This is a genomic window from Pantoea folii (assembly GCF_056678875.1).
In genome coordinates this window covers 50,115-72,656 of record NZ_JBWXON010000006.1, presented here as the reverse complement: position 1 = coordinate 72,656, position 22,542 = coordinate 50,115, and the positions used below count along the sequence as shown (strand labels likewise).

Genomic DNA, 22,542 nt, shown 5'->3' with positions numbered 1-22,542 from the left:
GTTTAACTTCTTCTTTACCTGTAACAAGTTGATGAAAGGGCCTTTTTTCGCTATCTTGTGGCAGCTGTGAATGTCCTTGCCGCCAGGAAGGTGCAGACCATTATTTAAAACGGCGTCATTCTAATCATAAATAACTTCCTCAGCTATCAGCAGTTTTTAATCCTTCTGCCAGCGGCTGTTTCTTTTTATTTCCACTTGTGCGCATCAGGGCAGTAAACGTTTCAATATTGTTAACAACAAAGTTGAGGATGGTTATGTTGCAGCGCAATAATCGCTGGCCAGCATCGGTTCTGGGTATGATGCTTTATACGCTGGTGTTTATTTTTGCACACCATTTTTGGGCCGTTGCCGCGGAACAAGCGATGCGCGGACAGCCTGAATTATTGCTGTTTTTATTGCCGGGCATGTTAATGGCGCTGTTGCAGCCAGATAGTCCCCTGGTCAGTACATTGTGGGTCGCCGTGGTGGGCACGCTTTTGGGTATGGCCTGGATGTGGCTCACCGTCACGCAGATGCACAGTTGGCTGCTGATTGTTGCATGGAGTTTAAGTGCGCTGTTTTGGGCTGGATGCGGGGCGTTACTGATCCGCCTGATGAGGATTATGCTGGCGATGCGTGCCGAATAGCACGATCAAAAACGGGCCCACAGGCCCGTTTGCTTAGGCTTCAACACCCAGATTTTCTTTGGTCCATGCCGCAAATTCGGTATAACCACCGATGTGCTGGTCATCAAGGAAAATCTGCGGCACGGTGGTCACCGGTTTGCCGGCACGTGCTTCCAGGTCGGCCTTGGTGATGCCGGTCGCCTGAATATCGACGTACTGATAGTTGAAATCATCGCGCTCGCTGGTCAGCTTGGTGGCTAACTCTTTCGCACGTACGCAGTATGGGCAGCTTGAACGGCCAAAAATCACTGCAATCATTGCTTCTCTCCTTCCGCTGCTGTTTTGTGACCAGTTTCACAGAACAGCGTGAATAATGGCTAACATCATGCCCGCCCATCCTGCTTAAGCAAAGAAGAAAATGCCTGTTACTCTAATGGCCGCAATCTATGCCCATCATACTTCACTGCGCAGACACGTTTTACTCCAGCTAAGTCGCTGGGAAGAGCTGTGCCTTGCTGCAGAGCGAAATATTCGGGTCTAAAATGCGACTAACAAATTGAGCAACTGAGGAAATCGCCCATGCGTAATCTGGCCACGTTGCCGAAACCGGTTCTGCTGTTGGAAGTCCTTGGCGTGCTCGCAGTGATTGGCGCGCTATTACTGGTTAATGGCTGGATCGCGGCACCCGATTTTATGGCGCAGAAGTCACTGGCGACGCTGCTGTTTTTCCTTGGCATTGCGCTGATGCTGCCTGCCGCCTGGCTGATGATGTGGCGCACGGCGCGGGCGATGGCGCCGCAGTTGTTCAATCACAACCACAAAAAGAAGTAACCGGAGAGGATTATGACGCCGACCATCGATTTACTGTGCAGCCACCGTTCCATTCGCGCCTTTACCGAGCAGGGCATTGATGATGCTCAGCGCAGCGCGATCATCGCTGCAGCACAAGCGGCCTCGACCTCCAGTTTTTTACAATGCTCCTCGATTATTCGCATTACCGACCACGAAAAGCGTGAACAGCTGGTGCAACTTACCGGCGGGCAGCCATGGGTGAGCGCCGCCGCTGAGTTTTGGGTGTTTTGTGCCGACTTTAATCGTCATCAGCAGATTTGCCCGGATGCGCATCTAGGACGCGCCGAACAGCTGTTGTTGGGCTGTGTGGATACCGCATTGATGGCACAAAACGCGATGGTCGCGGCGGAGTCGTTGGGGCTGGGTGGTGTGTTTATTGGTGGCATCCGTAATAGCATTGCGCAAGTCACCGATTTGCTGGAACTGCCGAAATTTGTGCTGCCACTGTTTGGCTTCTGCATCGGCCATCCAGCCTCTGCACCCGATGTGAAACCGCGTATGCCAGCGGCAATGTTGGTGCATGAAAATCGTTATCAGCCTGTCGATAAAAGTGTGCTGGCCCAGTACGATAACCAAATCACCGCTTATTATCAGCAGCGCGACAGTAACCAGCGCTCTGAAACCTGGAGCGAACTGATTCAACGCCTGATCATCAAAGAAACGCGTCCGTTTATGCTGGATTATCTGCATCAACAGGGCTGGGCAACGCGCTAAGCACAAGGAATTCTGCAATGAAGATGGCCATTCTCACGCGTGATGGAACGCTGTACTCGTGTAAACGCCTGCGCGACGCCGCGGAAGAGCGTGGCCATCAGGTGCAGATGATCGATCCGCTCTCCTGCTACATGAACATCAACTCCGATTCGCCCGCGGTGCATTATCGTGGCGAACCGCTGGGCCACTTTGATGTCGTTATCCCGCGTATTGGCACGGCGACCACCTTTTACGGCACGGCGGTGCTGCGCCAGTTCGAGATGTTGGGCAGCTATCCGCTGAATGAATCGGTGGCCATCACCCGGGCGCGTGACAAACTGCGATCGCTGCAGCTGCTGGCGCGCGAAGGCATTGATATGCCAATCACCGGGTTCGCCTCTTCGCCTGATGATACCCAGGATGTGATCGCCATGGTCGGTGGTGCGCCGCTGGTGGTGAAACTGGTAGAGGGCACGCAGGGGATTGGCGTGGTGCTGGCGGAAACGCGCCAGGCGGCTGAGAGCGTGATTGATGCCTTTCGTGGCCTTAACGCCCACATTCTGGTGCAAGAGTTTATCAAAGAGGCACAGGGGCGAGATATTCGCTGCCTGGTGATCGGCAATGAAGTGGTGGCGTCGATTGAGCGTGAAGCGAAAGAGGGGGATTTCCGCTCAAATCTTCATCGTGGCGGTAAAGCGCACGCGGTGACCATCACCGAAAAAGAGCGGGAAATCGCCGTGAAAGCCGCATCCACGCTCGGGCTGGAAATCGCAGGTGTGGATATTTTACGCGCCAATCGCGGCCCACTGGTGATGGAGGTCAATGCCTCGCCAGGGCTTGAGGGCATCGAAGGCACCACCGGCCTCGACATCGCTTCCATGATGATTCATTGGGTAGAAGCGCATGCTTGCCCCGGCTATCGTCTTAAAACCGGGGGCTAGGCGCGCTTTTACGTGGTTTTCGTGGCATCAGATAGACTTTTTCCGTAAGCTAAGGCGCTTATTTCTTCACCCCACAGGACATAACGATGGATTCACTGGTCGTTCCTGACATCGACATCCTGCGTCGCTGGCTGGATCAACAAAATATCACCTGGTTCGAATGCGATGCCTGTCAGGCACTGCACCTGCCGCACATGCAGAATTTTGACGGGGTGTTTGATGCAAAAATCGACCTGGTGGACAACGTCATCCTCTTCTCGGCTCTCGCGGAAGTGAAACCCACAGCGCTGATTCCTTTGGTCGGCGATTTATCGCAGATCAATGCCAGTTCGCTTACGGTGAAAGCCTTTATCGATATTCAGGATGACAATCTGCCCAAGCTGATTGTCTGCCAGTCGATCAGTACCACTGCCGGCTTAACCTTCGGCCAATTCTCGCACTTTATGAAGCAAAGTGAAGAGGGCGTTTCCATGGTGATCATGGAAGCTTTTGCCAACAATCTTTTGATGGTGGGCGAAGAAGAAGAGGAACGACAGCCCAGTTCCAGCAGTCACGCCATGCTGCACTAACTTCCCGCCTCGCTAACTGCCGCTTTTTGCGGCAGTTTTCATTTTAGCTGCACCACTTTTTATTCTGCATTTTGCCCTTTATTGCCAGATATTAGTCGTGCTTTATGCCACTAGTGCCAAAGCCCATAGCAGAAACATGCATCACTTATCGCAAAAAGGCGTTTTTTACGCTGGGATCTGGCACGCCTGAATCAGGGGGGCTATTCTTGCGGGGCTGCTTGAGACATGCAACCTCAGCACAGGTATAGGTTTTTGCTATTAAACTCCCGCTGAATATTGATTCATTGTGTGTCTGTGATTAAACAGAAAACGCAACGTCCGGATCGCGTGTATGCAGCGTTGTGATGACCCCCTCAGGAGGAAGTAAAACATGATCAACCAACGTAAAAAATGGTTGCCAGGTGTGGTTGCAGGTGTACTGATGGCGACGGCCGTTAGTGCTCAGGCAGAGGATAAAACGCTGCACGTCTATAACTGGTCCGATTATATTTCGGCCGACACCGTGCCGAATTTTGAAAAGCAGACCGGTATCAAAGTGGTCTACGACGTATTCGATTCCAACGAAGTGTTGGAAGGTAAGCTGATGGCGGGTTCTACCGGCTACGACGTTGTGGTGCCATCTTCCAGCTTCCTTGCTCGCCAGTTACAGTCCGGCGTTTTCCAGGAGCTGGATAAGAGCAAACTGCCAAACTATAAAAACCTCGATCCTGATTTGATGGCGAAAGTCGCGCAGCACGATCCGGGTAACAAATATGCGATTCCGTATCTGTGGGGTACCACCGGTATCGGCTATAACATCGATAAGGTAAAAGCCGCGCTGGGTACTGATGCGCCAGTCAACAGCTGGGATCTGGTGCTGAAACCAGAAAACCTGGAAAAACTGAAAAGCTGTGGTGTTTCCTTCCTTGATGCACCAGAAGAGATTTTCGCCACCGTGCTGAACTACCTCGGCAAAGATCCGAACAGTTCAGACGCCAAAGATTACACCGGCGCCGCGACCGATCTGCTGCTGAAGCTGCGTCCTAATATCCGCTACTTCCACTCGTCTCAGTACATTAACGACCTGGCGAATGGCAACATCTGTGTGGCGATCGGTTGGTCTGGCGATATCCTGCAGGCGAAAGATCGTGCAGCCAAAGCCAACAACGGCGTGCACCTGGGTTACAGCGTGCCGAAAGAGGGCGCTCTGGCCTTCTTCGACATGATGGCGATTCCGAAAGACGCGAAAAACCTCGACGCAGCCTATCAGTGGCTGAACTACATCATGGATCCAAAAGTGATCGCGGATGTCTCTAACAAGATGAACTACGCCAACGGCAACAAGGCGTCACTGCCATTGATTAATGCGGATGTGCGCAACAATCCGGGCATCTTCCCAACGCCGGATGCGATGGCCAAGCTGTTTGTGCTCAAAGTCCAGGATCCGAAACTGGATCGTGCGCGCACCCGTGCATGGACTAAAGTAAAAAGTGGTAAGTAGTTCGTTCTAAACGGATTCGTTACCTGAAGACGACAACAGAGGTGCGGTGATGGCCTCTGTTGTGCCATTTTAGCGGCTGGCTGTGCCGCGCTACACCGCTTAGCGCCGGAGAAATGTTAGTGAACGACGCGATTCCCCGCCCCCCAAATAAAACGGCTAAGGCGTTAACGCCGCTGCTGGAAATTCGCAACCTGACCAAATCTTTTGACGGCCAGCACGCCGTAGATGATGTCAGCCTGACCATTTATAAAGGCGAGATTTTTGCCCTGCTGGGTGCTTCCGGCTGTGGTAAATCGACCTTGCTGCGCATGCTGGCGGGCTTTGAGCCACCGACCAGCGGGCAGATTGTGCTGGATGGGCAAGACCTGTCGCACGTTCCGCCTTATCAGCGCCCGATCAATATGATGTTCCAGTCCTACGCGCTGTTCCCGCACATGACGGTGGAACAGAACATCGCCTTTGGACTGAAGCAGGATAAATTGCCGAAAGGCGAAATCAGCAGCCGCGTGGCCGAAATGCTGACGCTGGTGCATATGCAGGAATTTGCTAAGCGTAAACCGCATCAGCTTTCCGGCGGTCAGCGTCAGCGCGTGGCGCTGGCGCGTAGCCTGGCGAAACGCCCCAAACTGCTGCTGCTGGATGAGCCGATGGGCGCGCTGGATAAGAAACTGCGCGACCGCATGCAGCATGAAGTAGTGGATATTCTGGAGCGCGTCGGCGCGACCTGCGTGATGGTGACGCACGACCAGGAAGAAGCCATGACTATGGCAGGTCGTATCGCGATCATGAACCGTGGCAAATTTGTGCAGATTGGTGAGCCGGAGGAGATCTACGAGCATCCTACCAGCCGCTATAGCGCCGAGTTTATTGGATCGGTCAACGTGTTTGACGGCCTGCTGCGTGAGCGCACGGAAGAGGGCGTGGTCATTGATGCGCCGGGCCTGGTACATCCGCTTAAAGTGCAGACCGATGTCTCTATCATCGATAACGTGCCGGTGCATGTCGCTTTACGTCCGGAAAAAGTGATGCTGTGCGAAGAGGTGCCGGCGGATGGCTGCAACTTTGCCGTCGGCGAAGTGGTGCATATTGCCTATCTCGGTGACCTGTCGATTTATCACGTTCGCCTGCGCAGCGGTCAGATGATCAGCGCGCAGCTGCAGAATGCACATCGCTACCGCAAAGGTGCGCCAACATGGGGTGATGAAGTTCGCCTGTGCTGGGACGCCGACAGCTGTGTGGTTCTGACGGTTTAAGGAGGCGTAATGAGCCAGATTTCTCAACGCAGCGAGCCGGAAGTGGTGGGTACACCGCTGCAGCGCTGGGGCACGCGTATTAAAATGCTGCATGGTCGCAAGCTGGTGATCGCCTTGCCTTATCTTTGGCTAATCCTGCTGTTTCTGCTGCCATTCCTGATCGTGCTGAAGATAAGTTTCGCCGATATTGCGCGTGCCATTCCGCCTTACACCGATCTGGTGACCTGGGCCGATGACCAGCTCAATCTGGTGCTGAATCTCGGTAACTACATCACGTTGACGGATGATCCGCTGTATGCCGAAGCCTATCTGACTTCACTCAAGGTGGCGGCAATTTCTACCGTGATCTGTCTGCTGATCGGATATCCACTGGCGTGGGCGGTGGCGCACAGCAAACCTTCAATGCGCACCATCCTGCTGTTGCTGGTGATCTTGCCCTCCTGGACCTCGTTCCTGGTGCGCGTGTACGCGTGGATGGGCTTGCTGAACAACAACGGCATTCTTAACCGCTTCCTGATGTGGCTGGGGGTTATCGATCACCCGCTGGTGATTCTTTACACCAATACCGCGGTGTATATCGGTATCGTTTACTGCTATCTGCCGTTTATGGTGTTGCCCATCTATACCGCGCTAACCCGTATCGACTACTCGCTGGTCGAGGCCTCACTGGATCTGGGCGCGCGTCCGCTTAAAACCTTCTTTAGCGTGATTGTGCCGCTGACCAAAGGCGGGATTATCGCCGGTTCGATGCTGGTGTTTATCCCGGCGGTAGGGGAGTACGTGATCCCAGAACTGCTGGGAGGGCCGGACAGCATCATGATTGGCCGTATCCTGTGGCAGGAGTTCTTTAACAACCGCGACTGGCCGGTGGCTTCGGCGCTGGCGGTGATCATTCTGTTGATTTTGATTCTGCCGATCATCTGGTTCCACAAGCATCAAAATCGTGAGTTAGGAGAGAAGGAATGAATCAGTTACCGACCATTCGCTCTCCATGGCGTACGGCGATTTTGGCCGCATGCTTCCTGTTCCTGTACGCGCCGATGCTGCTGCTGGTGGTTTACTCCTTCAACAGCTCGCAGTTGGTCACCGTATGGGAGAGCTTCTCATTCCACTGGTACAAAGTGCTGTTCCAGGACGATGCGATGCTGGATGCCGTTGGCCTCAGCCTGACCATTGCGGCGCTCTCCGCCACCATGGCGGTGGTGTTGGGCACTATGGCGGCGGTGATCATCGTGCGTTTCGGCCGTTTCCGTGGGCATAGCGGTTTTGCGTTTATGCTCACCGCACCGCTGGTGATGCCGGATGTGATCACCGGGTTGTCACTGCTGTTGCTGTTTGTGGCGATGGGCAACACCTTTGGCTGGCCGAGCGATCGTGGCATGCTCACCATCTGGCTGGCGCACGTCACTTTCTGTACTGCTTACGTGGCGGTGGTGATCAACTCCCGTCTGCGCGAGCTGGATCGTTCCATCGAAGAAGCGGCAATGGATCTCGGGGCGACGCCGCTGAAAGTGTTCTTCGTGATAACCGTCCCCATGATTGCTCCGGCAATTGTCACCGGTTGGCTGCTGGCCTTTACGCTGTCACTGGATGATCTGGTGATTGCCAGCTTCGTCACCGGGCCAGGCGCTACCACGTTGCCAATGGCGATCTTTGCTACCGTGCGACGCGGCGTCAATCCAGAGATCAATGCGTTAGCCTCGTTGATTTTGTTTGTCGTCGGCCTGGTCGGTTTCATCGCCTGGCGCTTTATGGCGCACGAAGAAAAGCAACGTTTACGCGATATTCAGAAAGCTAAACGTGGCTGAAAGCCGTAACATTTGCCAATATAATAACGGGCCGATTTAATGGCCCGTTTTTTTATGGTTACGGAGTCAAACCATGTCGGAAACCCTCAAAAATGCGATGGCAAATTCTACGCCTGCACCGGTGATGGTGGCGGGGATCGCCATTATTGCCACGCGCTGTCTCAGCGTGCTGATGCTGGTCAATGAACTGGGTTACGACGAAATGGCTAACTTTGTCCACCGCAGTGCACAGGCATGGGATTCCACGCTGATTTTTATCGCCAGTCAGCTAATCTTTCTGTTTGAACTACGCTGTGCCTTTACCCTGTTGCGCGGTAGCAATCGCGGACGATGGGGTTATGTGATGGCGCAAATTATCGTGCTCGGTTATATGCTGATGGCGTCCGTTGGATGGATCTACCCGGAAATTTTTAGTATTCCCGGTGAAACTAATGCACAGATCATCCATCACACGCTGATGCAGAAAGTACCGGATGCGCTGGTGTTACTGCTGTTGTTTGTGCCGGCCAGCAGTCGCGCATTTTTCCGCGCCCGGTGATACAATCTGCCCCCGATTTTTCTCCCGATTCTGAATACAGGCCTTTCCATGCATTGCGCGCTTTATGATGCCGGTCGCTGTCGTTCGTGCCAGTGGCTGGAGAAACCCTATCCACAGCAGCTCAGCGAGAAGCAGTCTCTGCTCGAGCAGTTACTGTCGCAGACCGCGGTAGCCGAATATTTACCGCCGGTAACCTCCGCGCTGCAGGGTTTTCGTAATAAAGCCAAAATGGTGGTGAGCGGCAGCGTCGAACGGCCAATTTTTGGCATGGTGGCGCGTGATGGCGAACCGGTTGATCTGTGCGATTGCCCGCTCTATCCCGCCCGCTTTGCGCCGGTATTCGATGTGCTGAAACCCTTTATTGCCCGCGCCGGATTAACGCCCTACAACGTGGCACGCAAACGCGGTGAACTGAAATTCCTGCTGCTGACCGAGAGTTCGCAAGGTGGCATGATGCTGCGGTTTGTGCTGCGTTCCACCCGCAAGCTGGAGCAGTTGCGTGCGGCCTTGCCCTGGCTGCAGCAGCAATTGCCGCAACTGAAAGTGATCTCCGCCAACATCCAGCCGGTGCATATGGCGATTCTGGAAGGGGATGAAGAGATTGCTTTAACGCCGGACCAGGCGCTGGCAGAGCGTTTCAATCAGGTGCCGCTGTATATTCGCCCGCAGAGTTTCTTTCAGACCAACCCACAGGTCGCCGCTGATTTGTATGCCACGGCGCGTGATTGGGTAGCAGAGCTGCCGGTGACCAGTATGTGGGATCTGTTCTGCGGCGTGGGCGGTTTCGGTCTGCACTGTGCCACGCCCGAGATGCAGCTGACCGGCATTGAGATCAGTGCGGAAGCTATTGCCTGTGCGCAGCAGTCGGCTGAACAGTTAGGACTCGATAAGGTGAGTTTCGCCGCGCTGGATTCCACCCGGTTCGCGACATCGCATGAACAGGTGCCACAGCTGGTGCTGGTTAATCCGCCGCGTCGCGGTATTGGGGCTGAACTGTGTACTTATCTCAGTGAAATGGCGCCAGACTACATTCTTTATTCAAGCTGCAATCCCAGTACGATGGCGCAGGACATTGCGCGTCTGGCGGATTATGCGGTGAGCCGCGTCCAGCTGTTTGATATGTTTCCACACACGGCACACTTTGAAGTGCTAACGCTGCTGATTAAGAAGGGTGGAGCCGCGTAGCCACCGCCTGAACGGAGGACGTGCAGAACCTGTCAGGTGGCACGCCGCGCGGCTCCATAATGCTTATTCCGGGAACCACTTCTGGTTGATTTGCTGCCAGGTGCCATCGGCTTTCAGCGCCACCAGCGCGTCGTTCATCTCTTTCAACAGCGTTGCATTGCCTTTACGCACCGCAATGCCTAAGCCAGTGCCAAAGTATTCGGTATCAGTGATATGTTCACCCACCGCACTGAGATCGTCGTTGGCCTTCAGCCACTGATTCACCACTGCGCTATCGCCAAATACGCCGTTCAGGCGACCATTTTTCAGATCGAGAATCGCGTTCTGATAACTGTCGTAAGACACGGCGATCACTTCTGGATGTTTCTCCAGCAGGTATTTCTGGTGCGTGGTGCCGTTTTCTACCCCTACACGCTTACCTTTCAACTGACTAAAGTCGGTGAACTGTCCCTTTTGGGCAATCACAATCGCGGAGTTGGCGTAGTAAGGCTGAGTGAAATCGACCTGTTTGCTGCGCTCTGCCGTGATGTCCATGCCTGAGATGACCGCATCATAACGACGGAATTTCAGCGAAGGGATCAAACTGTCAAACGCGTTATTGGTAAAGGTGCATTCCGCTTTCATTTGCTGACATAAGGCTTTTGCCAGATCGATATCGAAGCCGACAATTTGGTTGTCGTGATCGAGAGATTCGAACGGGGGATAGGTCGCAGAAGAAGCGAAACGAATTTTTTCCGCCGCATAAGCATTCATTGCCAGTGTTGCCAGCGCCGCAGCAACAATCCATTTTTTCATTATGTGACTCCCGTAAACCATGCCAGAGATAGAACGGGTTACACGATGCCAGTAAATGAATTTATATGCAAATAATATGATTAAAAAATTACATGTGTTGTTGGGGGGGTAGAAGCGCGAGATATGACGCGTTTGTCCGCAACACCTTCATCTCAGACAAACGCGATAAATCGCGCCACGACAGCAATCAATTGCGGTGTTCGAATGCCAGTGCGCGCTTTTCGATTAAACGCATCATCAGCGTGAGTAAACCGTTGACCACCAGATAGATCAGTCCGGCAGCGGCATACACCGTGATGTCATAAGTACGGCCATACAGCAATTGCCCATGCCCCATCACCTCCATCAGCGTAATGGTGTACGCCAGTGAAGTGCTCTTAAACACTAAAACGACTTCGTTAGAGTAAGAGGAGAGGGCGCGTTTAAACGCATACGGCAGCAGGATACGCAGCGTGTCTTTACGGTTCATCCCCAGCGCAGCGCAGGATTGCCATTGACCCGAAGGGATGGCGCGTACTGCACCGTAGAACAGTTGAGTGGTATAGGCCGCACTGTTGAGCGACAGCGCAATCAGTGCGCACAGCCAGGGCTGTGATAGCAAATGCCATAACCACGGCACGTTCTGAATGCTGGGAAACTGGCCGGGACCGTAATAAATCAGGAAGATTTGCACCAGCAGTGGCGTGCCAGTGAACACCGTGATGTAGCCTTTCACCAGCCAATTCAGCACCGGGACTTTCAGTGAGAGCACGATGGTACACAGCAGCGACAGCACCAGCGCGGCAATCAGTGATGCCACCGTCAGGGTCAGACTGGTATGCAACCCTTTCAGGAGCTCGGGTAAGTAATCCAGCATGCGTCAGGCTCCCCGTTCAAAACGCGTGGTGCGCGATTCAATACGGCGCAGTATCGCCTGACTGAACAGCGTAATAATCAGGTAGACGGCCGCAGCCACCAGATACCAGGTAAAGGGTTCTTGTGTGCGCGTGGCAATACTTTTGGTTTGCAGCATGATGTCATTCACGCTAATTAGCGACACCAACGCAGTATCTTTCAGTAATACCAACCACTGATTGCCGAGACCCGGCAGCGCATGACGCCACATTTGTGGCATGATCAGACGGAAAAAAATCGCCGATTTCTTCATACCCAACGCCTGGCCAGATTCCCATTGGCCGACAGGCACGGCTTTCAGCGCGCCACGCAGCGTTTGGGAGGCGTAGGCCGAGTAAAGCATTGCCAGGGCAATGACGCCGCATAGGAAAGGGCTGACGTCGAAGTTTTCAATCTGTACCTGCACGGGAATGCTGAACAAGCCCAGATTGATATGGAAGCCATCGGATAAGGTCAGTAGCAGCTGTGAGGCACCAAAGTAGACAAACAGCACCACCAGAATTTCCGGCAGGCCACGGATCAGCGTCACCAGCGCGGTACCGATCCACGCCAGCGGTTTCCAGCGGACGGTTTCCCAGCCAGCAAAAATCATCGCCAGCACAAGGCCGGCGATCAGTGCACAAAAAGCAAGGCCGACAGTCATGCCGGCGGCGCTTGCGAGTGGAATCATTTCATTCATCAGGAATTACTGCTGGAACCATTTGTTGTAGATGGTTTTGTAGGTGCCGTCAGCTTTGATCTTTTCCAGGGCGGTGTTGAATTTGCCCTGCAACTCGGTGTTGCCCTGACGGACGGCGATACCCAGACCGGTACCGAAGTAATCTTTATCGGTCACTTTCTCACCCAGTGGTGCGAGGTTAGCATTTTGTTTCAGCCATTCGTTCACCACGGCGGTGTCACCAAATACCGCATCAATACGACCATTTTTCAGGTCCAGAACCGCGTTCTGATAGCTATCGTAAGGCACAACGGTGATGTCGTTGTGTTTATCAGACAGATATTTCTGGTGCGTGGTGCCGTTCTGAACGCCAACGCGTTTACCTTTCAGCGCATCAACGTTCGCCAGCTTGCCTTTCTGGGCAATAAAGATCGCGGAATTATCGTAGTAAGGCTTGGAGAACAGCACCTGCTTTTCACGCTCTGGGGTGATATCCATACCCGCCATCACGGCGTCAAAACGACGGAACTTCAGGCTGGGGATCAGGCTGTCAAATGCCTGGTTGGTGAAGGTACAGGTCGCATCAATCTCTTTACACAGCGCATTGGCCAGATCGACATCGAAGCCCTGAATTTTGTTGTCAGAATCCACAAATTCAAATGGAGGATATGAAGCTTCGGTGGCAAAACGCAGGGTTTGCGCAGCAGAAGCGCTCAGGCTCAGACCGGCAAGCAGTGCAGCAAGTACGACTTTTTTCATTAGATGCATCCTGACTTAGTGCGAAAGATAATGTGCAAACGCTTCGGTTTGCGGCTGTGTAAAGTGGCTGGCATCGCCTTGCTCAACGATATGGCCGTTCTCCATGTACACCACGCGGCTGGCGGTTTTGCGCGCCACCTCGACTTCGTGGGTCACAATCACCTGAGTGATCTGCGTTTGCGCCAGCTCACGAATGATGCTGACGATCTGCGCGGTGATTTCAGGGTCGAGGGCGGCGGTGGGTTCGTCGAACAACAGCACCTGCGGCTCCATCATCAACGCTCGGGCAATCGCCACACGTTGTTGCTGGCCACCGGAAAGATGCAGTGGAAAACGGTCGGCAAAGGGGGTCAGACGCAGACGCTCCAGCAGTTTGTCAGCGCGCGCACGCGCGGCGTCTTTGCTGAGACCGAGCACGCGGCACGGCGCTTCAATCAGATTCTGCACCACGCTGAGGTGTGGCCACAGATTGTATTGCTGGAACACCATGCCCACGTTTTGGCGCAGTTCACGGATCGCGCTGTCTGACGGCGCTTTGCTGAAGTCGAAGTGATTCCCGGCAATCTGCAGGCTGCCGGAACGCGGCTGCTCCAGCAGATTGAGGACGCGCAGGAGCGAACTTTTACCCGCGCCACTCGGCCCGAGCAACACCAGCGTCTCTCCCTGCGGACAAGCCAGGTTGATATCGAACAGTGCCTGATGGGCACCGTAAAAACAGTTTATGGCGTTTAGTTGAATACTCATGCGCAAAAAATGAATAGTAATTAGTGCCGCGAATCTTAACGTCACCAGAATAGTTATGCAATTGTGGTGGGTTAAAATTTATTAAACAGCAGTGAAGTCCCAAAAGCGTAGCACAATATCGCGCAGGTCAACGCCGGGAAGGGCTCGCTGGCTGCAATTTATTGATGAAAAATTAACAAAAAACGCCGCAAAGATGCGGCGCGCTTATGTTTAGAACTGAGTGCTGTAAAATTGAACAGCTATTTCTTCTCTTCCAGCAGCTGGCTGAGCGATCCGCCGCCTGCGTGCGGCCAGTCACCGACGTAACGAATATCATCCACCGCCCAGCAGGTTCCTTCGTGAATCATCAATACCTCGTCGTGCCAGCTTTTGCCATCACGGCTCAAATCGACGCGCAGTGGGATGTTTCGTGCATCGCGATTAGGAATGGTTGAGGCGCTGGCAACATCGGCGGACGTGGGACCCTGTGCGAGGCTGGAGAACAGATCGCCCTGGCTCCAGGAGGCAGGTTTATTGCTCTGCGTGATGGCGTTCAGCAGTTTTTGATACAGACGATCGCTCAGGTAAGGGCGATATTTTGCCAGCGTGGTGCTATCGGGCAGACCCTGACCGGGCTGGCTGATGCGCAAATCGTAAAACTGCTGCGCGACGCTATCTGGGCCACCGTCGGCACAGCTGGCAGTGCGCGGTCCGTTATCCTTGATCACCGGTTCAACGGTGGTACAGGCACTGAGCAGTAACGCAGCGGGAACAAGCAGCGCAAAGGCATTGTTTCTCATCTCGATTTCCTTATTGTTCACTGGCAAAGCGTCATTTTTAGCATAGAGTATAGTCTTGCTTTTACGCCGTACGAGCTGTTCACCTCAGGAGAGAAAAATGAAATTTTCCACCACGCCCACCTTAGAAGGGCACAGCATCAGTGAATATTGCGGTGTGGTTACCGGTGAAGCGATTCTCGGGGCCAACATTTTCCGTGACTTCTTTGCCGGGATTCGCGATATCGTCGGTGGTCGTTCCGGTGCTTATGAAAAAGAGCTGCGTAAAGCGCGACAGATCGCGTTTGAAGAGCTGGAAGAGCAGGCAAAGGCGCTGGGTGCGAATGCGGTCGTGGGCATTGATATCGATTATGAAACCGTGGGCAAAGACAGCAGCATGCTGATGGTCAGTGTGACCGGTACTGCAGTGATTATTCGCTGATGCGTTTTGCTGTTCTGTTGGCGCTGGCGTTTTTACTGAGTGCCTGTCAGTCGTCTGTTGAGCCGCGCAACGGCTACTGGGTCGATACCGCGCATCCGGCGCAGGGCGCGCGGCCTCGCATTAAAGTGGTGGTGATCCATTATACCGCCGAAGATCTGCCATCCTCGCTGGCCACGCTCACCGATCGTGAAGTCAGTGCCCACTATTTGATCCCGCAGCAGCCGGCGCAAAAAGACGGCCAGGGCGTCATCTGGCAACTGGTGCCGGAGCGCGAACTGGCGTGGCATGCCGGGCCGAGTTTCTGGCGCGGTGCGACCCGTATCAATGACACGTCGATTGGGATTGAGATCGTCAATCGTGGCTACACGCGAACATTAACCGGCGTGGAGTGGCAGTCTTTTACGCCTGCGCAAATCAGCGTGCTGGTGGCGCTGGTGAAGGATATTACGCAGCGTTATGCCATCACACCTGAAAATCTGGTGGGGCACAGCGATATCGCGCCGCAGCGGAAACAGGATCCTGGCCCGTTGTTCCCGTGGCAGCAGTTGGCGGAGCAGGGGCTGGGCGCATGGCCCGATAGCGCTACCGTGCAGCGCTATCTCCACGGGAATGCGGCTGATGCGCCCATCGATCAGGCCGAACTGTTGGATGCGCTGCAGCGCTATGGTTATGACGTCAATTCAGCGAATACCCCACCCATGCAGCGTAAGCTGATCGCGGCGTTTCAGATGCACTTCCGTGCGCGAGATTATCGAGGCATCGCCGATGCGGAAACGCTGGCGATAGCTCGGGCGCTGCTGGCGAAATACGGCGCAGCGCAGTGAAGAGACGGTGTATGACATCGCCGATGCAGAAACGCTGGCGATAACTCGGGCGCTGCTGGCGAAATACGGCGCAGCTGGCGAAATACGGTGCGGCTGAAACAGGGCCTCGCGTTGGTGAGCTTGTGGACGGCCCGAAAGCCGTCCCTGCAAGACACTTTGCGCCCTGTTACGCTAAAAACGCCTGCCAGTGCGCAACCAGACGTTGTAAATCCTGGCGGCTGACATCGAGGTGGGTGGCAATGCGCGTGACCGGACCCACGCTCATCAGCACATCGCCGGAGTGCATCCAGCTTTTCAGGGCGTCAACCTGATCCGCCGGTACTTTCACAAACAACATGTTGGTGTGCTGATTCAGTACCTCAACCCCAATGGCGCTGAGCTGCCCAGCCAGCCAGGCCGCATTGTCATGATCTTCTTTCAGGCGCGCCACGTTGTGCTTCAGCGCGTACAGACCCGCCGCGGCCAGGATGCCGGCCTGACGCATACCGCCACCGGTCATCTTACGCCAGCGACGTGCTTGCTCAATGTAGGCTTCATCACCGCACAGCAGGGAACCGACCGGCGTGCCCAGCCCTTTAGACAGGCAGATGGTCAGCGTATCGCAATAGCGCGCGATATCTTTCAGCTCAACATTTTGCGCCACCACGGCATTGAAAATGCGGGCGCCATCAATGTGCAGCGCCAGTTTGTGCTCACGCGTCAGCTTCCACGCTTGCTCCAGATAGCTCTGCGACAGCACTTTGCCGTGATGGGTGTTTTCCAGACTTAGCAGGCGCGTACGCGCAAAATGGATGTCATCCGGTTTGATGGCGGCAACAATATCCGCCAGCGGCAGCGATCCATCTTCGGCATGAGATATAGGCTGAGGCTGAATGCTGCCCAGCACCGCCGCGCCACCCGCTTCGTATTTGTAGTTATGTGCCTGCTGGCCGACGATATATTCATCGCCGCGCTGGCAGTGACACAGCAGTGCCACCAGGTTGGCTTGCGTGCCGGTCGGGAAGAACAGCGCAGCGGCTTTGCCACTCAGGCGTGCGGCCTCGCGTTCCAGCGCATTGACGGTGGGATCATCGCGATAGACATCATCGCCAGTTTCGGCGGCCATCATCGCATCCAGCATGGCGGCACTTGGGCGGGTTACGGTATCACTGCGTAAATCGATCACATCGCTCTCCTGAAACAAAAAAGCGGGCTGAGCGCCCGCGTTATGAGTTATCTGGCCTTATTATCCGTTTTACCTCAGCCAGTTGGTTTTCGCCAGTTCAACGATCTCGTCACCACGACCATTCAGAATCGCGCGCAGCATATACAGGCTGAACCCTTTGGCCTGCTCGGCTTTGATCTGCGGTGGCATCGAGAGCTCTTCTTTAGCGGTAATCGCATCGATTAGCACCGGACCGTCATGCGCGAATGCCTGTTCCAGCGCGCTGTTAAGTTCAGAGGCTTTCTCGACGCGAATGCCTTTAATGCCACAGGCGGTGGCAATCGCGGCAAAATCCGGGTTTTCCAGATCGGTGCCATCGGTGAGGTAGCCGCCTGCCTTCATTTCCATTGCCACAAAGCCCAGCACGCTGTTGTTGAAAATCACCAGCTTTACCGGCAGCTTTAACTGGGCGACGGAAATAAAATCGCCCATCAGCATACTGAAGCCACCATCCCCACACAGCGCCACGACCTGCCGTTGTTTATCGATTGCCTGAGCGCCGAGCGCCTGTGGCATCGCGTTGGCCATCGAACCGTGGTTGAACGATCCCAGCAAACGGCGTTTGCCGTTCATTTTCAGATAGCGCGCAGCCCACACCGTTGGCGTGCCCACATCACAAGTGAAAATCGCGTCCTCGGCAGCGTAATGGCTGATTTGCTGCGCCAGATATTGCGGATGAATCGCCTGTTTATCATTGGCGGTGGCGAGGTCGTCCAGGCCTTTACGCGCCTCAACATAGTGTTCCAAAGCGCTGTCGAGATGGTGCCGATCGCTTTTGCTGACGAGTTGAGGTTGTAGCGCCTGTAACGTGGCTTTGATGTCACCCACCAGCGCCATATCGACATGGCTGTGCGCCCCCAGACTGGCGGGATTGATATCAATCTGGATAATTTTAGCGTCGGCTGGATAGAACGGGCGATAAGGGAACTGGGTACCCAGCAGAACAACGGTGTCTGCGTTCATCATGGCTTGATAGCCGGAGGAGAAACCAATTAAGCCGGTCATACCAACATCGTAGGGATTATCGTACTCGATGTGCTCTTTGCCGCGCATGGCGTGCACCACGGGCGCTTTGAGGGTTTCTGCCAACTTCACCACTTCAGCGTGCGCGCCAGCACAGCCGCTGCCGCACATCAGCGTAATATTTTTGGCATGGTTGAGCGTGTCGGCCAGCCGGGCAATTTCACTGGCGTTAGGCACAACATGGGGTAATTGTGGCGGATACCACTCGCTACGCGCCCCTTCCGGCGCCGGTTTCAGGGCAATGTCGCCCGGAAGCACGATGACCGATACACCACGATTGAGAATCGCTTTGCGCATGGCGATGCCGAGAACCTGCGGCAGTTGCTCAGGGTTGGACACCAGTTCGCAATAGTGACTGCATTCGCGGAAAAGCTCTTCCGGATGCGTTTCCTGGAAGTAACCGCTGCCGATTTCACTCGAGGGGATATGGGCCGCAATCGCCAGCACTGGCACATGGTTGCGGTGACAATCAAACAGGCCGTTAATCAGATGCAGGTTGCCTGGGCCGCAGGAACCGGCGCATACCGCCAGTTCACCGCTGATTTGCGCTTCAGCGCCTGCCGCAAAGGCCGCCACCTCTTCATGGCGAGTGGGCATCCATTCAATGGTGCCCATGCGATTCAGGCTGTCATTGAGTCCATTAAGAGAATCCCCCGTGACACCCCAAATGCGTTTCACACCGGCGCTTTCCAGGGTTTTGGCCAGCAGTGCCGCCACAGTTTGCTTCATCGTTCGCTCCTTTCTGGTGTTTTGCTATCCGTCCCGATGGCGGAAACGTGTCAGTCAGAAAGCGTAGACGAAGGAAGGCGCACGCAGCCGTGAAAAAATGCGCTCGCTGCTCAGGCGGAAAACAGCGCGATAAGAATCGGGGCCAGTAAACTCATGATAAAACCGTGCACGATCGCGGCCGGGACAATTTCCATGCCGCCGGTGCGTTGCAGAATCGGCAGGGTGAAATCCATTGAAGTGGCGCCACTCAAACCCAGCGTCATACTGCGCTGACGGCTGATCAACAGCGGGATCAGCATAATGGTGATCAGTTCACGCAGCAGGTCGTTAAAGAAGGCCGCGCTGCCAATCACCGGGCCGAAGGATTCGGTCATCAGAATACCGGACAGCGAGTACCAGCCGAAGCCGCTGGCAAGCGCCAGGCCGGTTTTGATTGGCAAATCGAGCCATAATGCGGCCAGCATTCCACCGATCAAGGCGCTGCATAGCGACACCGCGGCTACCAGCATGCCGCGACGATTGAGCGTGATTTGACGCAAGGTCATGCCGCTGCTGCGCAGTTGAATACCGACAAGGAACAACATCAGCATCAGGGCATATTCACTGATGGTTGATGCGTGGCGCAGAATTGACCACTGGCTTAATCCCAGCAGGAATCCGCCCAGTACCGAGCCGCACAGCTTGAGGGATTCCAGCGCCATGTGCAGACGTGAAGGCAGGGCTTGCTGCTTGTGCGGGTGATGCCACGGCACGCGCTTCTCCAGTAGCCAGAAAGCCAGCAGAGAACAGGCGAGAATGCACAGCATACTGATCAACGCGGTATGAAAAATGGTGAGCAGATTACTGCTGAGGTTATCGAGGAAAGCGAGACTGGTGCCCATAAAAAACAGGATGATGTACACCAGTGCGCTCAGCATGCGGGCGACGCCGCGCAGCAGATTGGCACGGGTCACATGCAGTAAATAGCCAGCAATCAGTGGCAGCAGAATGATGATCAAGCCATACATAGAGCGTTTTCCATCCGTGGGAGAGGGCCGCAAGCTATCGGAAAACAGTTGAAGTGTAAACCTTTTACCCGTGCATTAACTTGACCAACTTAACGAGGCGAACCATGCTCAGGCAAAGCACTCAAGGGATAGCATGATGTTTCTGGAACATATCGATATTCGCGGTTTTCGTGGCATCAATCGGCTGTCGTTGCCGCTCACTGATACCAATCTGCTGATTGGTGAAAATGCCTGGGGTAAATCCAGCTTGCTGGATGCGCTGACATTATTACTGGCGCCTGCGGCTGAACCTTATCAGTTTACCGAACATGATTTTCACTTCCCACCGGGCGATCTGGAAGCACGCCTGCGCCAGCTGCAACTGGTGTTCCGCTTTCGAGCACAAGCGGGCGATGACGAAGCAGTGTTCCAGCCTTTCTGGCAGCGCGATGAAAACGGGCGCTTCATCCGCTTCAGCACCCGTGCGCGCCGCAACGAGCATGGTGTGAAAACCACCTGGCGCTTCATCGACCAAAATGGCGATGTGCTGGCGATGGAAGGCACTGAGGCGGCGCTGGCCCATCTGCGTGCCTTTTATCCCGTGCTCAGACTGCGCGATGCGCGCTTTGGCCGGCGTGGACGGCACAGCAGCACCGATGCGGACCGCCAGGCCACGACGCTGAGTGAATTGTCACAGGAAGTCGAGAAATTAACCCGGGATTTGGTGGTGCAGCCGCAGAATTTGAGCGACGATTTACTGCGTCAGGGCTTGCACACCATGCAGCAATTGCTGGAGCACTACTTCCTTGTGCAGCAACCGGGGGTTAGCGCGGCGCGTGTCGCACCTGAATTACGTGATGGTTCGCAAGGCTGGCGTTCACTCGACAAGCTTAACCACCTGATTGCGGGAACGGAATCACGCAGTCGGCAGGTCATTTTATTGCGCATGTTCTCTTTACTGATTCAGGCGCACGGCAATGAAGCGCTGCCGCAGGGCGCTCATCCATTGTTGCTGGTGGAGGATCCGGAAACGCGACTGCATCCAATTATGCTGTCAGTGGCGTGGAATCTGCTGGATTTAATGCCGCTGCAAAAAATCACCACCACCAATTCGGGGGAGCTGTTATCTCAGGTGCCGTTAGAGAATATTTGTCGCCTGGTGCGTGAACCTACACGCGTTGCGGCATGGCGGATTGGTCCTGAAGGATTGAGCGCTGAGGAGAGCCGCCGTATTGGCTTTCATATCCGCGTGAATCGCCCCTCGGCACTCTTTGCCCGCTGCTGGTTGCTGGTGGAGGGGGAGACGGAAGTGTGGATCATCAATGAACTGGCACGGCAGCGCGGTTACCATTTTGCGGCCGAAGGGGTCAAAGTCATCGAATTTGCGCAGTCTGGTCTTAAGCCGCTGTTGAAGTTTGCCAGACGCATGGGCATTGCCTGGCATGTGTTGACTGACGGCGACGAAGCGGGCAATAAGTATGCAGCCAGCGCACGGAGCCAACTGCAGGAGCATGAGCAGCAAGACGATCATCTGACGCAGTTCCCGGCCCCGGATATAGAACATTTTCTCTATAAGCAGGGGTTCAGCGACGTTTATCACGACATGGCGCACCTGCCGTTAAACGCGCCGATGAATGCGAGGCGTATTATTACTAAAGCGATTCATCACAGCTCGAAACCCGAATTGGCGATTGCGGTAGCCATGGCGGCGGCAGAGCGTGGGCCGCAGGCGATTCCCTCGTTACTGGATCAGCTGTTTGCTCGCGTGATGTGGTTAGCTCGCGGACGTGCAGATTGAGGGGCGGGAAAATCCGCAAAAGAAAAATGCCAGCGTCTGCGGCTGGCATTTTTTTCGGGAGTGGTCAGAATGAATGAAGAGGCGCGCGTCAGGCGACTTGCGTGACTTCACAGGGCACAATCAAGCTGGCGTGATTGCCTTTAGGCCCTTCATGGACATCGAACTGAACCTGCTGGCCGGCCTTCAGCGTTCTGTATCCCTCCATCTGAATCGTGGAGTAGTGTGCGAAGATATCGTCGCCGCCGCCAATCGGACAGATAAAGCCGAAGCCCTTGGCGTTGTTGAACCATTTAACAGTACCCGTCTCCATGCTTTTACTTCCCTCGCAAGACATTTTGAACAGTAGGTGAGGTCATTGAAGCTGTGAGTCGAGTTTGTTTAAAACTCAATCAGCTTGTGTAAGTAGAATGTAGAGAAACGGTCCTTATCGTCAAGCAAACGGCCCTGGCGCACGGGGAGAAATTCATCAAAATTTGAGGCAGTTAACGCTATTGCAAATTTTGTGATACAGGTCGCGCATGGGCTTTTAGGGCCGTTTTTTCTTAAGGGAAAGGTGGCTTGACAGACATGTTAAACTTAGGAATGGGCGCAGAAATGCGCGCAATCGTAACGCAGAATTTCGACGGAACATTATGGCAAACACAAACGACTGGCTTAATTTTGAACATCTAGCCGAAGATAAAGTACGCGAAGGGTTAAAGCCGCCTTCGATGTATAAAGTCATTCTGAATAATGACGATTATACACCTATGGAATTTGTTATTGACGTTCTGCAAAAGTTCTTTTCTTATGATGTTGAACGTGCAACGCAACTGATGTTGAAAGTTCACTACCACGGAAAGGCGATTTGTGGTGTATTCACTGCAGAAGTGGCGGAAACCAAAGTCGCCCAGGTGAACAATTACGCACGAGAGAATGAACATCCGTTGCTGTGTACGCTGGAAAAAGCCTGAGCCCGTCTCCATATAGGGGAAAGGTCGTCAGAGCGATAATTGGGGGAGGTGCCA

At 54.4% G+C, this 22,542-nt stretch carries 26 protein-coding genes; 15 read left to right on the top strand and 11 right to left on the bottom strand.

Features of this window, described 5'->3' with window-relative positions:
- Positions 1-254: 254 nt before the first annotated feature.
- Entirely contained in the window at positions 255-626 is a 372-nt protein-coding gene (gene ybjM, locus AC1MDE_RS09330; protein ID WP_034820751.1) for an inner membrane protein YbjM, read from the top strand.
- 33 nt (positions 627-659) lie between these two features.
- On the opposite strand, the gene AC1MDE_RS09325 is transcribed toward ybjM, so the two are convergent.
- Positions 660-923 carry a GrxA family glutaredoxin gene (locus AC1MDE_RS09325; RefSeq protein WP_034820748.1) on the bottom strand — a complete coding sequence of 88 codons (264 nt, stop codon included), beginning with the start codon at positions 921-923 and terminating at the stop codon, positions 660-662.
- A 261-nt stretch (positions 924-1,184) separates the two neighbouring features.
- On the opposite strand from AC1MDE_RS09325, the gene AC1MDE_RS09320 reads away from it, so the two are divergent.
- From AC1MDE_RS09320 to rlmC, 10 genes are all read left to right on the top strand, one after another.
- Entirely contained in the window at positions 1,185-1,436 is a 252-nt protein-coding gene (locus tag AC1MDE_RS09320) for a DUF1418 family protein (RefSeq protein WP_058961970.1), read from the top strand.
- 12 nt (positions 1,437-1,448) lie between these two features.
- The gene (gene nfsA, locus AC1MDE_RS09315) at positions 1,449-2,171 is read left to right on the top strand and encodes an oxygen-insensitive NADPH nitroreductase (RefSeq protein ID WP_058961971.1); all 723 of its coding nucleotides are present in this window, start codon (positions 1,449-1,451) and stop codon (positions 2,169-2,171) included.
- A 17-nt stretch (positions 2,172-2,188) separates the two neighbouring features.
- Positions 2,189-3,091 carry a 30S ribosomal protein S6--L-glutamate ligase gene (gene rimK / locus AC1MDE_RS09310; protein WP_479401030.1) on the top strand — a complete coding sequence of 301 codons (903 nt, stop codon included), beginning with the start codon at positions 2,189-2,191 and terminating at the stop codon, positions 3,089-3,091.
- 86 nt (positions 3,092-3,177) lie between these two features.
- Positions 3,178-3,660, top strand: coding sequence for a YbjN domain-containing protein (locus AC1MDE_RS09305; RefSeq protein WP_034820718.1), 483 nt, complete (start codon positions 3,178-3,180; stop codon positions 3,658-3,660).
- Between the two features lie 370 nt (positions 3,661-4,030).
- The gene (gene potF, locus AC1MDE_RS09300; protein ID WP_058961972.1) at positions 4,031-5,140 is read left to right on the top strand and encodes a spermidine/putrescine ABC transporter substrate-binding protein PotF; all 1,110 of its coding nucleotides are present in this window, start codon (positions 4,031-4,033) and stop codon (positions 5,138-5,140) included.
- A gap of 119 nt (positions 5,141-5,259) precedes the next feature.
- A complete protein-coding gene (potG, locus tag AC1MDE_RS09295) occupies positions 5,260-6,393 on the top strand; it encodes a putrescine ABC transporter ATP-binding subunit PotG (RefSeq protein WP_156102820.1) in 1,134 nt (377 codons plus the stop codon).
- A gap of 9 nt (positions 6,394-6,402) precedes the next feature.
- Positions 6,403-7,359 carry a putrescine ABC transporter permease PotH gene (potH, locus tag AC1MDE_RS09290; RefSeq protein ID WP_034820712.1) on the top strand — a complete coding sequence of 319 codons (957 nt, stop codon included), beginning with the start codon at positions 6,403-6,405 and terminating at the stop codon, positions 7,357-7,359.
- Complete coding sequence (gene potI, locus AC1MDE_RS09285) at positions 7,356-8,201, top strand: putrescine ABC transporter permease PotI (RefSeq protein ID WP_097119348.1); 846 nt, start codon at positions 7,356-7,358, stop codon at positions 8,199-8,201. Before potH ends, potI begins: the two co-directional genes overlap by 4 nt.
- 73 nt (positions 8,202-8,274) lie before the next feature.
- On the top strand, positions 8,275-8,739 hold the full coding sequence (locus AC1MDE_RS09280) for a YbjO family protein (protein ID WP_479414631.1): 465 nt from the start codon (positions 8,275-8,277) through the stop codon (positions 8,737-8,739).
- A gap of 48 nt (positions 8,740-8,787) precedes the next feature.
- The gene (gene rlmC, locus AC1MDE_RS09275) at positions 8,788-9,924 is read left to right on the top strand and encodes a 23S rRNA (uracil(747)-C(5))-methyltransferase RlmC (RefSeq protein WP_480344504.1); all 1,137 of its coding nucleotides are present in this window, start codon (positions 8,788-8,790) and stop codon (positions 9,922-9,924) included.
- Between the two features lie 63 nt (positions 9,925-9,987).
- On the opposite strand, the gene artJ (AC1MDE_RS09270) is transcribed toward rlmC, so the two are convergent.
- From artJ (AC1MDE_RS09270) to AC1MDE_RS09245, 6 genes are all read right to left on the bottom strand, one after another.
- Entirely contained in the window at positions 9,988-10,719 is a 732-nt protein-coding gene (gene artJ, locus AC1MDE_RS09270; protein WP_058961799.1) for an arginine ABC transporter substrate-binding protein, read from the bottom strand.
- A gap of 187 nt (positions 10,720-10,906) precedes the next feature.
- A complete protein-coding gene (artM, locus tag AC1MDE_RS09265) occupies positions 10,907-11,575 on the bottom strand; it encodes an arginine ABC transporter permease ArtM (protein ID WP_479414629.1) in 669 nt (222 codons plus the stop codon).
- Positions 11,576-11,578: 3 nt separating this feature from the next.
- Complete coding sequence (artQ, locus tag AC1MDE_RS09260) at positions 11,579-12,292, bottom strand: arginine ABC transporter permease ArtQ (RefSeq protein WP_479401027.1); 714 nt, start codon at positions 12,290-12,292, stop codon at positions 11,579-11,581.
- A gap of 6 nt (positions 12,293-12,298) precedes the next feature.
- On the bottom strand, positions 12,299-13,030 hold the full coding sequence (gene artJ, locus AC1MDE_RS09255; protein ID WP_034820697.1) for an arginine ABC transporter substrate-binding protein: 732 nt from the start codon (positions 13,028-13,030) through the stop codon (positions 12,299-12,301).
- Positions 13,031-13,045: 15 nt separating this feature from the next.
- Positions 13,046-13,774, bottom strand: a complete 729-nt coding sequence (artP, locus tag AC1MDE_RS09250; RefSeq protein ID WP_058961797.1) for an arginine ABC transporter ATP-binding protein ArtP — start codon at positions 13,772-13,774, stop codon at positions 13,046-13,048.
- 239 nt (positions 13,775-14,013) lie between these two features.
- The gene (locus AC1MDE_RS09245) at positions 14,014-14,553 is read right to left on the bottom strand and encodes a lipoprotein (protein WP_480344503.1); all 540 of its coding nucleotides are present in this window, start codon (positions 14,551-14,553) and stop codon (positions 14,014-14,016) included.
- Positions 14,554-14,650: 97 nt separating this feature from the next.
- Here AC1MDE_RS09245 and AC1MDE_RS09240 point away from each other — a divergent pair, with 97 nt between their 5' ends.
- Both AC1MDE_RS09240 and AC1MDE_RS09235 read left to right on the top strand, forming a co-directional pair.
- Positions 14,651-14,971, top strand: a complete 321-nt coding sequence (locus AC1MDE_RS09240) for a heavy metal-binding domain-containing protein (RefSeq protein WP_038647859.1) — start codon at positions 14,651-14,653, stop codon at positions 14,969-14,971.
- Entirely contained in the window at positions 14,971-15,795 is an 825-nt protein-coding gene (locus AC1MDE_RS09235) for an N-acetylmuramoyl-L-alanine amidase (protein WP_480344502.1), read from the top strand. The genes AC1MDE_RS09240 and AC1MDE_RS09235 overlap by 1 nt, the downstream gene beginning before the upstream one ends.
- A gap of 166 nt (positions 15,796-15,961) precedes the next feature.
- Here the strand turns inward: AC1MDE_RS09235 and ltaE are convergent, their stop codons facing one another.
- From ltaE to AC1MDE_RS09220, 3 genes are all read right to left on the bottom strand, one after another.
- Complete coding sequence (gene ltaE, locus AC1MDE_RS09230) at positions 15,962-16,960, bottom strand: low-specificity L-threonine aldolase (RefSeq protein ID WP_480344501.1); 999 nt, start codon at positions 16,958-16,960, stop codon at positions 15,962-15,964.
- A 69-nt stretch (positions 16,961-17,029) separates the two neighbouring features.
- Entirely contained in the window at positions 17,030-18,751 is a 1,722-nt protein-coding gene (gene poxB / locus AC1MDE_RS09225; protein ID WP_058961794.1) for a ubiquinone-dependent pyruvate dehydrogenase, read from the bottom strand.
- Positions 18,752-18,861: 110 nt separating this feature from the next.
- Positions 18,862-19,758, bottom strand: coding sequence for a LysO family transporter (locus AC1MDE_RS09220; protein ID WP_166936476.1), 897 nt, complete (start codon positions 19,756-19,758; stop codon positions 18,862-18,864).
- A 136-nt stretch (positions 19,759-19,894) separates the two neighbouring features.
- Between AC1MDE_RS09220 and AC1MDE_RS09215 the strand changes: the two genes are divergently transcribed.
- The gene (locus AC1MDE_RS09215) at positions 19,895-21,535 is read left to right on the top strand and encodes a DUF2813 domain-containing protein (protein WP_479399808.1); all 1,641 of its coding nucleotides are present in this window, start codon (positions 19,895-19,897) and stop codon (positions 21,533-21,535) included.
- 88 nt (positions 21,536-21,623) lie between these two features.
- On the opposite strand, the gene cspD is transcribed toward AC1MDE_RS09215, so the two are convergent.
- Positions 21,624-21,845 (bottom strand): cold shock-like protein CspD, encoded by a 222-nt coding sequence (cspD, locus tag AC1MDE_RS09210; RefSeq protein WP_038647847.1) that lies wholly within the window; start codon positions 21,843-21,845, stop codon positions 21,624-21,626.
- Positions 21,846-22,167: 322 nt separating this feature from the next.
- Between cspD and clpS the strand changes: the two genes are divergently transcribed.
- Positions 22,168-22,488 (top strand): ATP-dependent Clp protease adapter ClpS, encoded by a 321-nt coding sequence (gene clpS, locus AC1MDE_RS09205; RefSeq protein WP_034820663.1) that lies wholly within the window; start codon positions 22,168-22,170, stop codon positions 22,486-22,488.
- Positions 22,489-22,542: the final 54 nt, after the last annotated feature.

What these genes read in the sequence shown, in the direction of transcription:
- AC1MDE_RS09245 (WP_480344503.1), bottom strand. Translation starts at nt 14,553, where the DNA reads ATGAGAAACAATGCCTTTGCGCTGCTTGTTCCCGCTGCGTTACTGCTC.
- cspD (WP_038647847.1), bottom strand. Translation starts at nt 21,845, where the DNA reads ATGGAGACGGGTACTGTTAAATGGTTCAACAACGCCAAGGGCTTCGGC.
- AC1MDE_RS09220 (WP_166936476.1), bottom strand. Translation starts at nt 19,758, where the DNA reads ATGTATGGCTTGATCATCATTCTGCTGCCACTGATTGCTGGCTATTTA.
- rimK (WP_479401030.1), top strand. Translation starts at nt 2,189, where the DNA reads ATGAAGATGGCCATTCTCACGCGTGATGGAACGCTGTACTCGTGTAAA.
- potH (WP_034820712.1), top strand. Translation starts at nt 6,403, where the DNA reads ATGAGCCAGATTTCTCAACGCAGCGAGCCGGAAGTGGTGGGTACACCG.
- AC1MDE_RS09305 (WP_034820718.1), top strand. Translation starts at nt 3,178, where the DNA reads ATGGATTCACTGGTCGTTCCTGACATCGACATCCTGCGTCGCTGGCTG.
- clpS (WP_034820663.1), top strand. Translation starts at nt 22,168, where the DNA reads ATGGCAAACACAAACGACTGGCTTAATTTTGAACATCTAGCCGAAGAT.
- potI (WP_097119348.1), top strand. Translation starts at nt 7,356, where the DNA reads ATGAATCAGTTACCGACCATTCGCTCTCCATGGCGTACGGCGATTTTG.
- artQ (WP_479401027.1), bottom strand. Translation starts at nt 12,292, where the DNA reads ATGAATGAAATGATTCCACTCGCAAGCGCCGCCGGCATGACTGTCGGC.
- rlmC (WP_480344504.1), top strand. Translation starts at nt 8,788, where the DNA reads ATGCATTGCGCGCTTTATGATGCCGGTCGCTGTCGTTCGTGCCAGTGG.
- artP (WP_058961797.1), bottom strand. Translation starts at nt 13,774, where the DNA reads ATGAGTATTCAACTAAACGCCATAAACTGTTTTTACGGTGCCCATCAG.
- AC1MDE_RS09280 (WP_479414631.1), top strand. Translation starts at nt 8,275, where the DNA reads ATGTCGGAAACCCTCAAAAATGCGATGGCAAATTCTACGCCTGCACCG.
- AC1MDE_RS09235 (WP_480344502.1), top strand. Translation starts at nt 14,971, where the DNA reads ATGCGTTTTGCTGTTCTGTTGGCGCTGGCGTTTTTACTGAGTGCCTGT.
- AC1MDE_RS09320 (WP_058961970.1), top strand. Translation starts at nt 1,185, where the DNA reads ATGCGTAATCTGGCCACGTTGCCGAAACCGGTTCTGCTGTTGGAAGTC.
- AC1MDE_RS09325 (WP_034820748.1), bottom strand. Translation starts at nt 923, where the DNA reads ATGATTGCAGTGATTTTTGGCCGTTCAAGCTGCCCATACTGCGTACGT.
- AC1MDE_RS09240 (WP_038647859.1), top strand. Translation starts at nt 14,651, where the DNA reads ATGAAATTTTCCACCACGCCCACCTTAGAAGGGCACAGCATCAGTGAA.
- artM (WP_479414629.1), bottom strand. Translation starts at nt 11,575, where the DNA reads ATGCTGGATTACTTACCCGAGCTCCTGAAAGGGTTGCATACCAGTCTG.
- nfsA (WP_058961971.1), top strand. Translation starts at nt 1,449, where the DNA reads ATGACGCCGACCATCGATTTACTGTGCAGCCACCGTTCCATTCGCGCC.
- ybjM (WP_034820751.1), top strand. Translation starts at nt 255, where the DNA reads ATGTTGCAGCGCAATAATCGCTGGCCAGCATCGGTTCTGGGTATGATG.
- AC1MDE_RS09215 (WP_479399808.1), top strand. Translation starts at nt 19,895, where the DNA reads ATGTTTCTGGAACATATCGATATTCGCGGTTTTCGTGGCATCAATCGG.
- artJ (WP_058961799.1), bottom strand. Translation starts at nt 10,719, where the DNA reads ATGAAAAAATGGATTGTTGCTGCGGCGCTGGCAACACTGGCAATGAAT.
- poxB (WP_058961794.1), bottom strand. Translation starts at nt 18,751, where the DNA reads ATGAAGCAAACTGTGGCGGCACTGCTGGCCAAAACCCTGGAAAGCGCC.
- artJ (WP_034820697.1), bottom strand. Translation starts at nt 13,030, where the DNA reads ATGAAAAAAGTCGTACTTGCTGCACTGCTTGCCGGTCTGAGCCTGAGC.
- potF (WP_058961972.1), top strand. Translation starts at nt 4,031, where the DNA reads ATGATCAACCAACGTAAAAAATGGTTGCCAGGTGTGGTTGCAGGTGTA.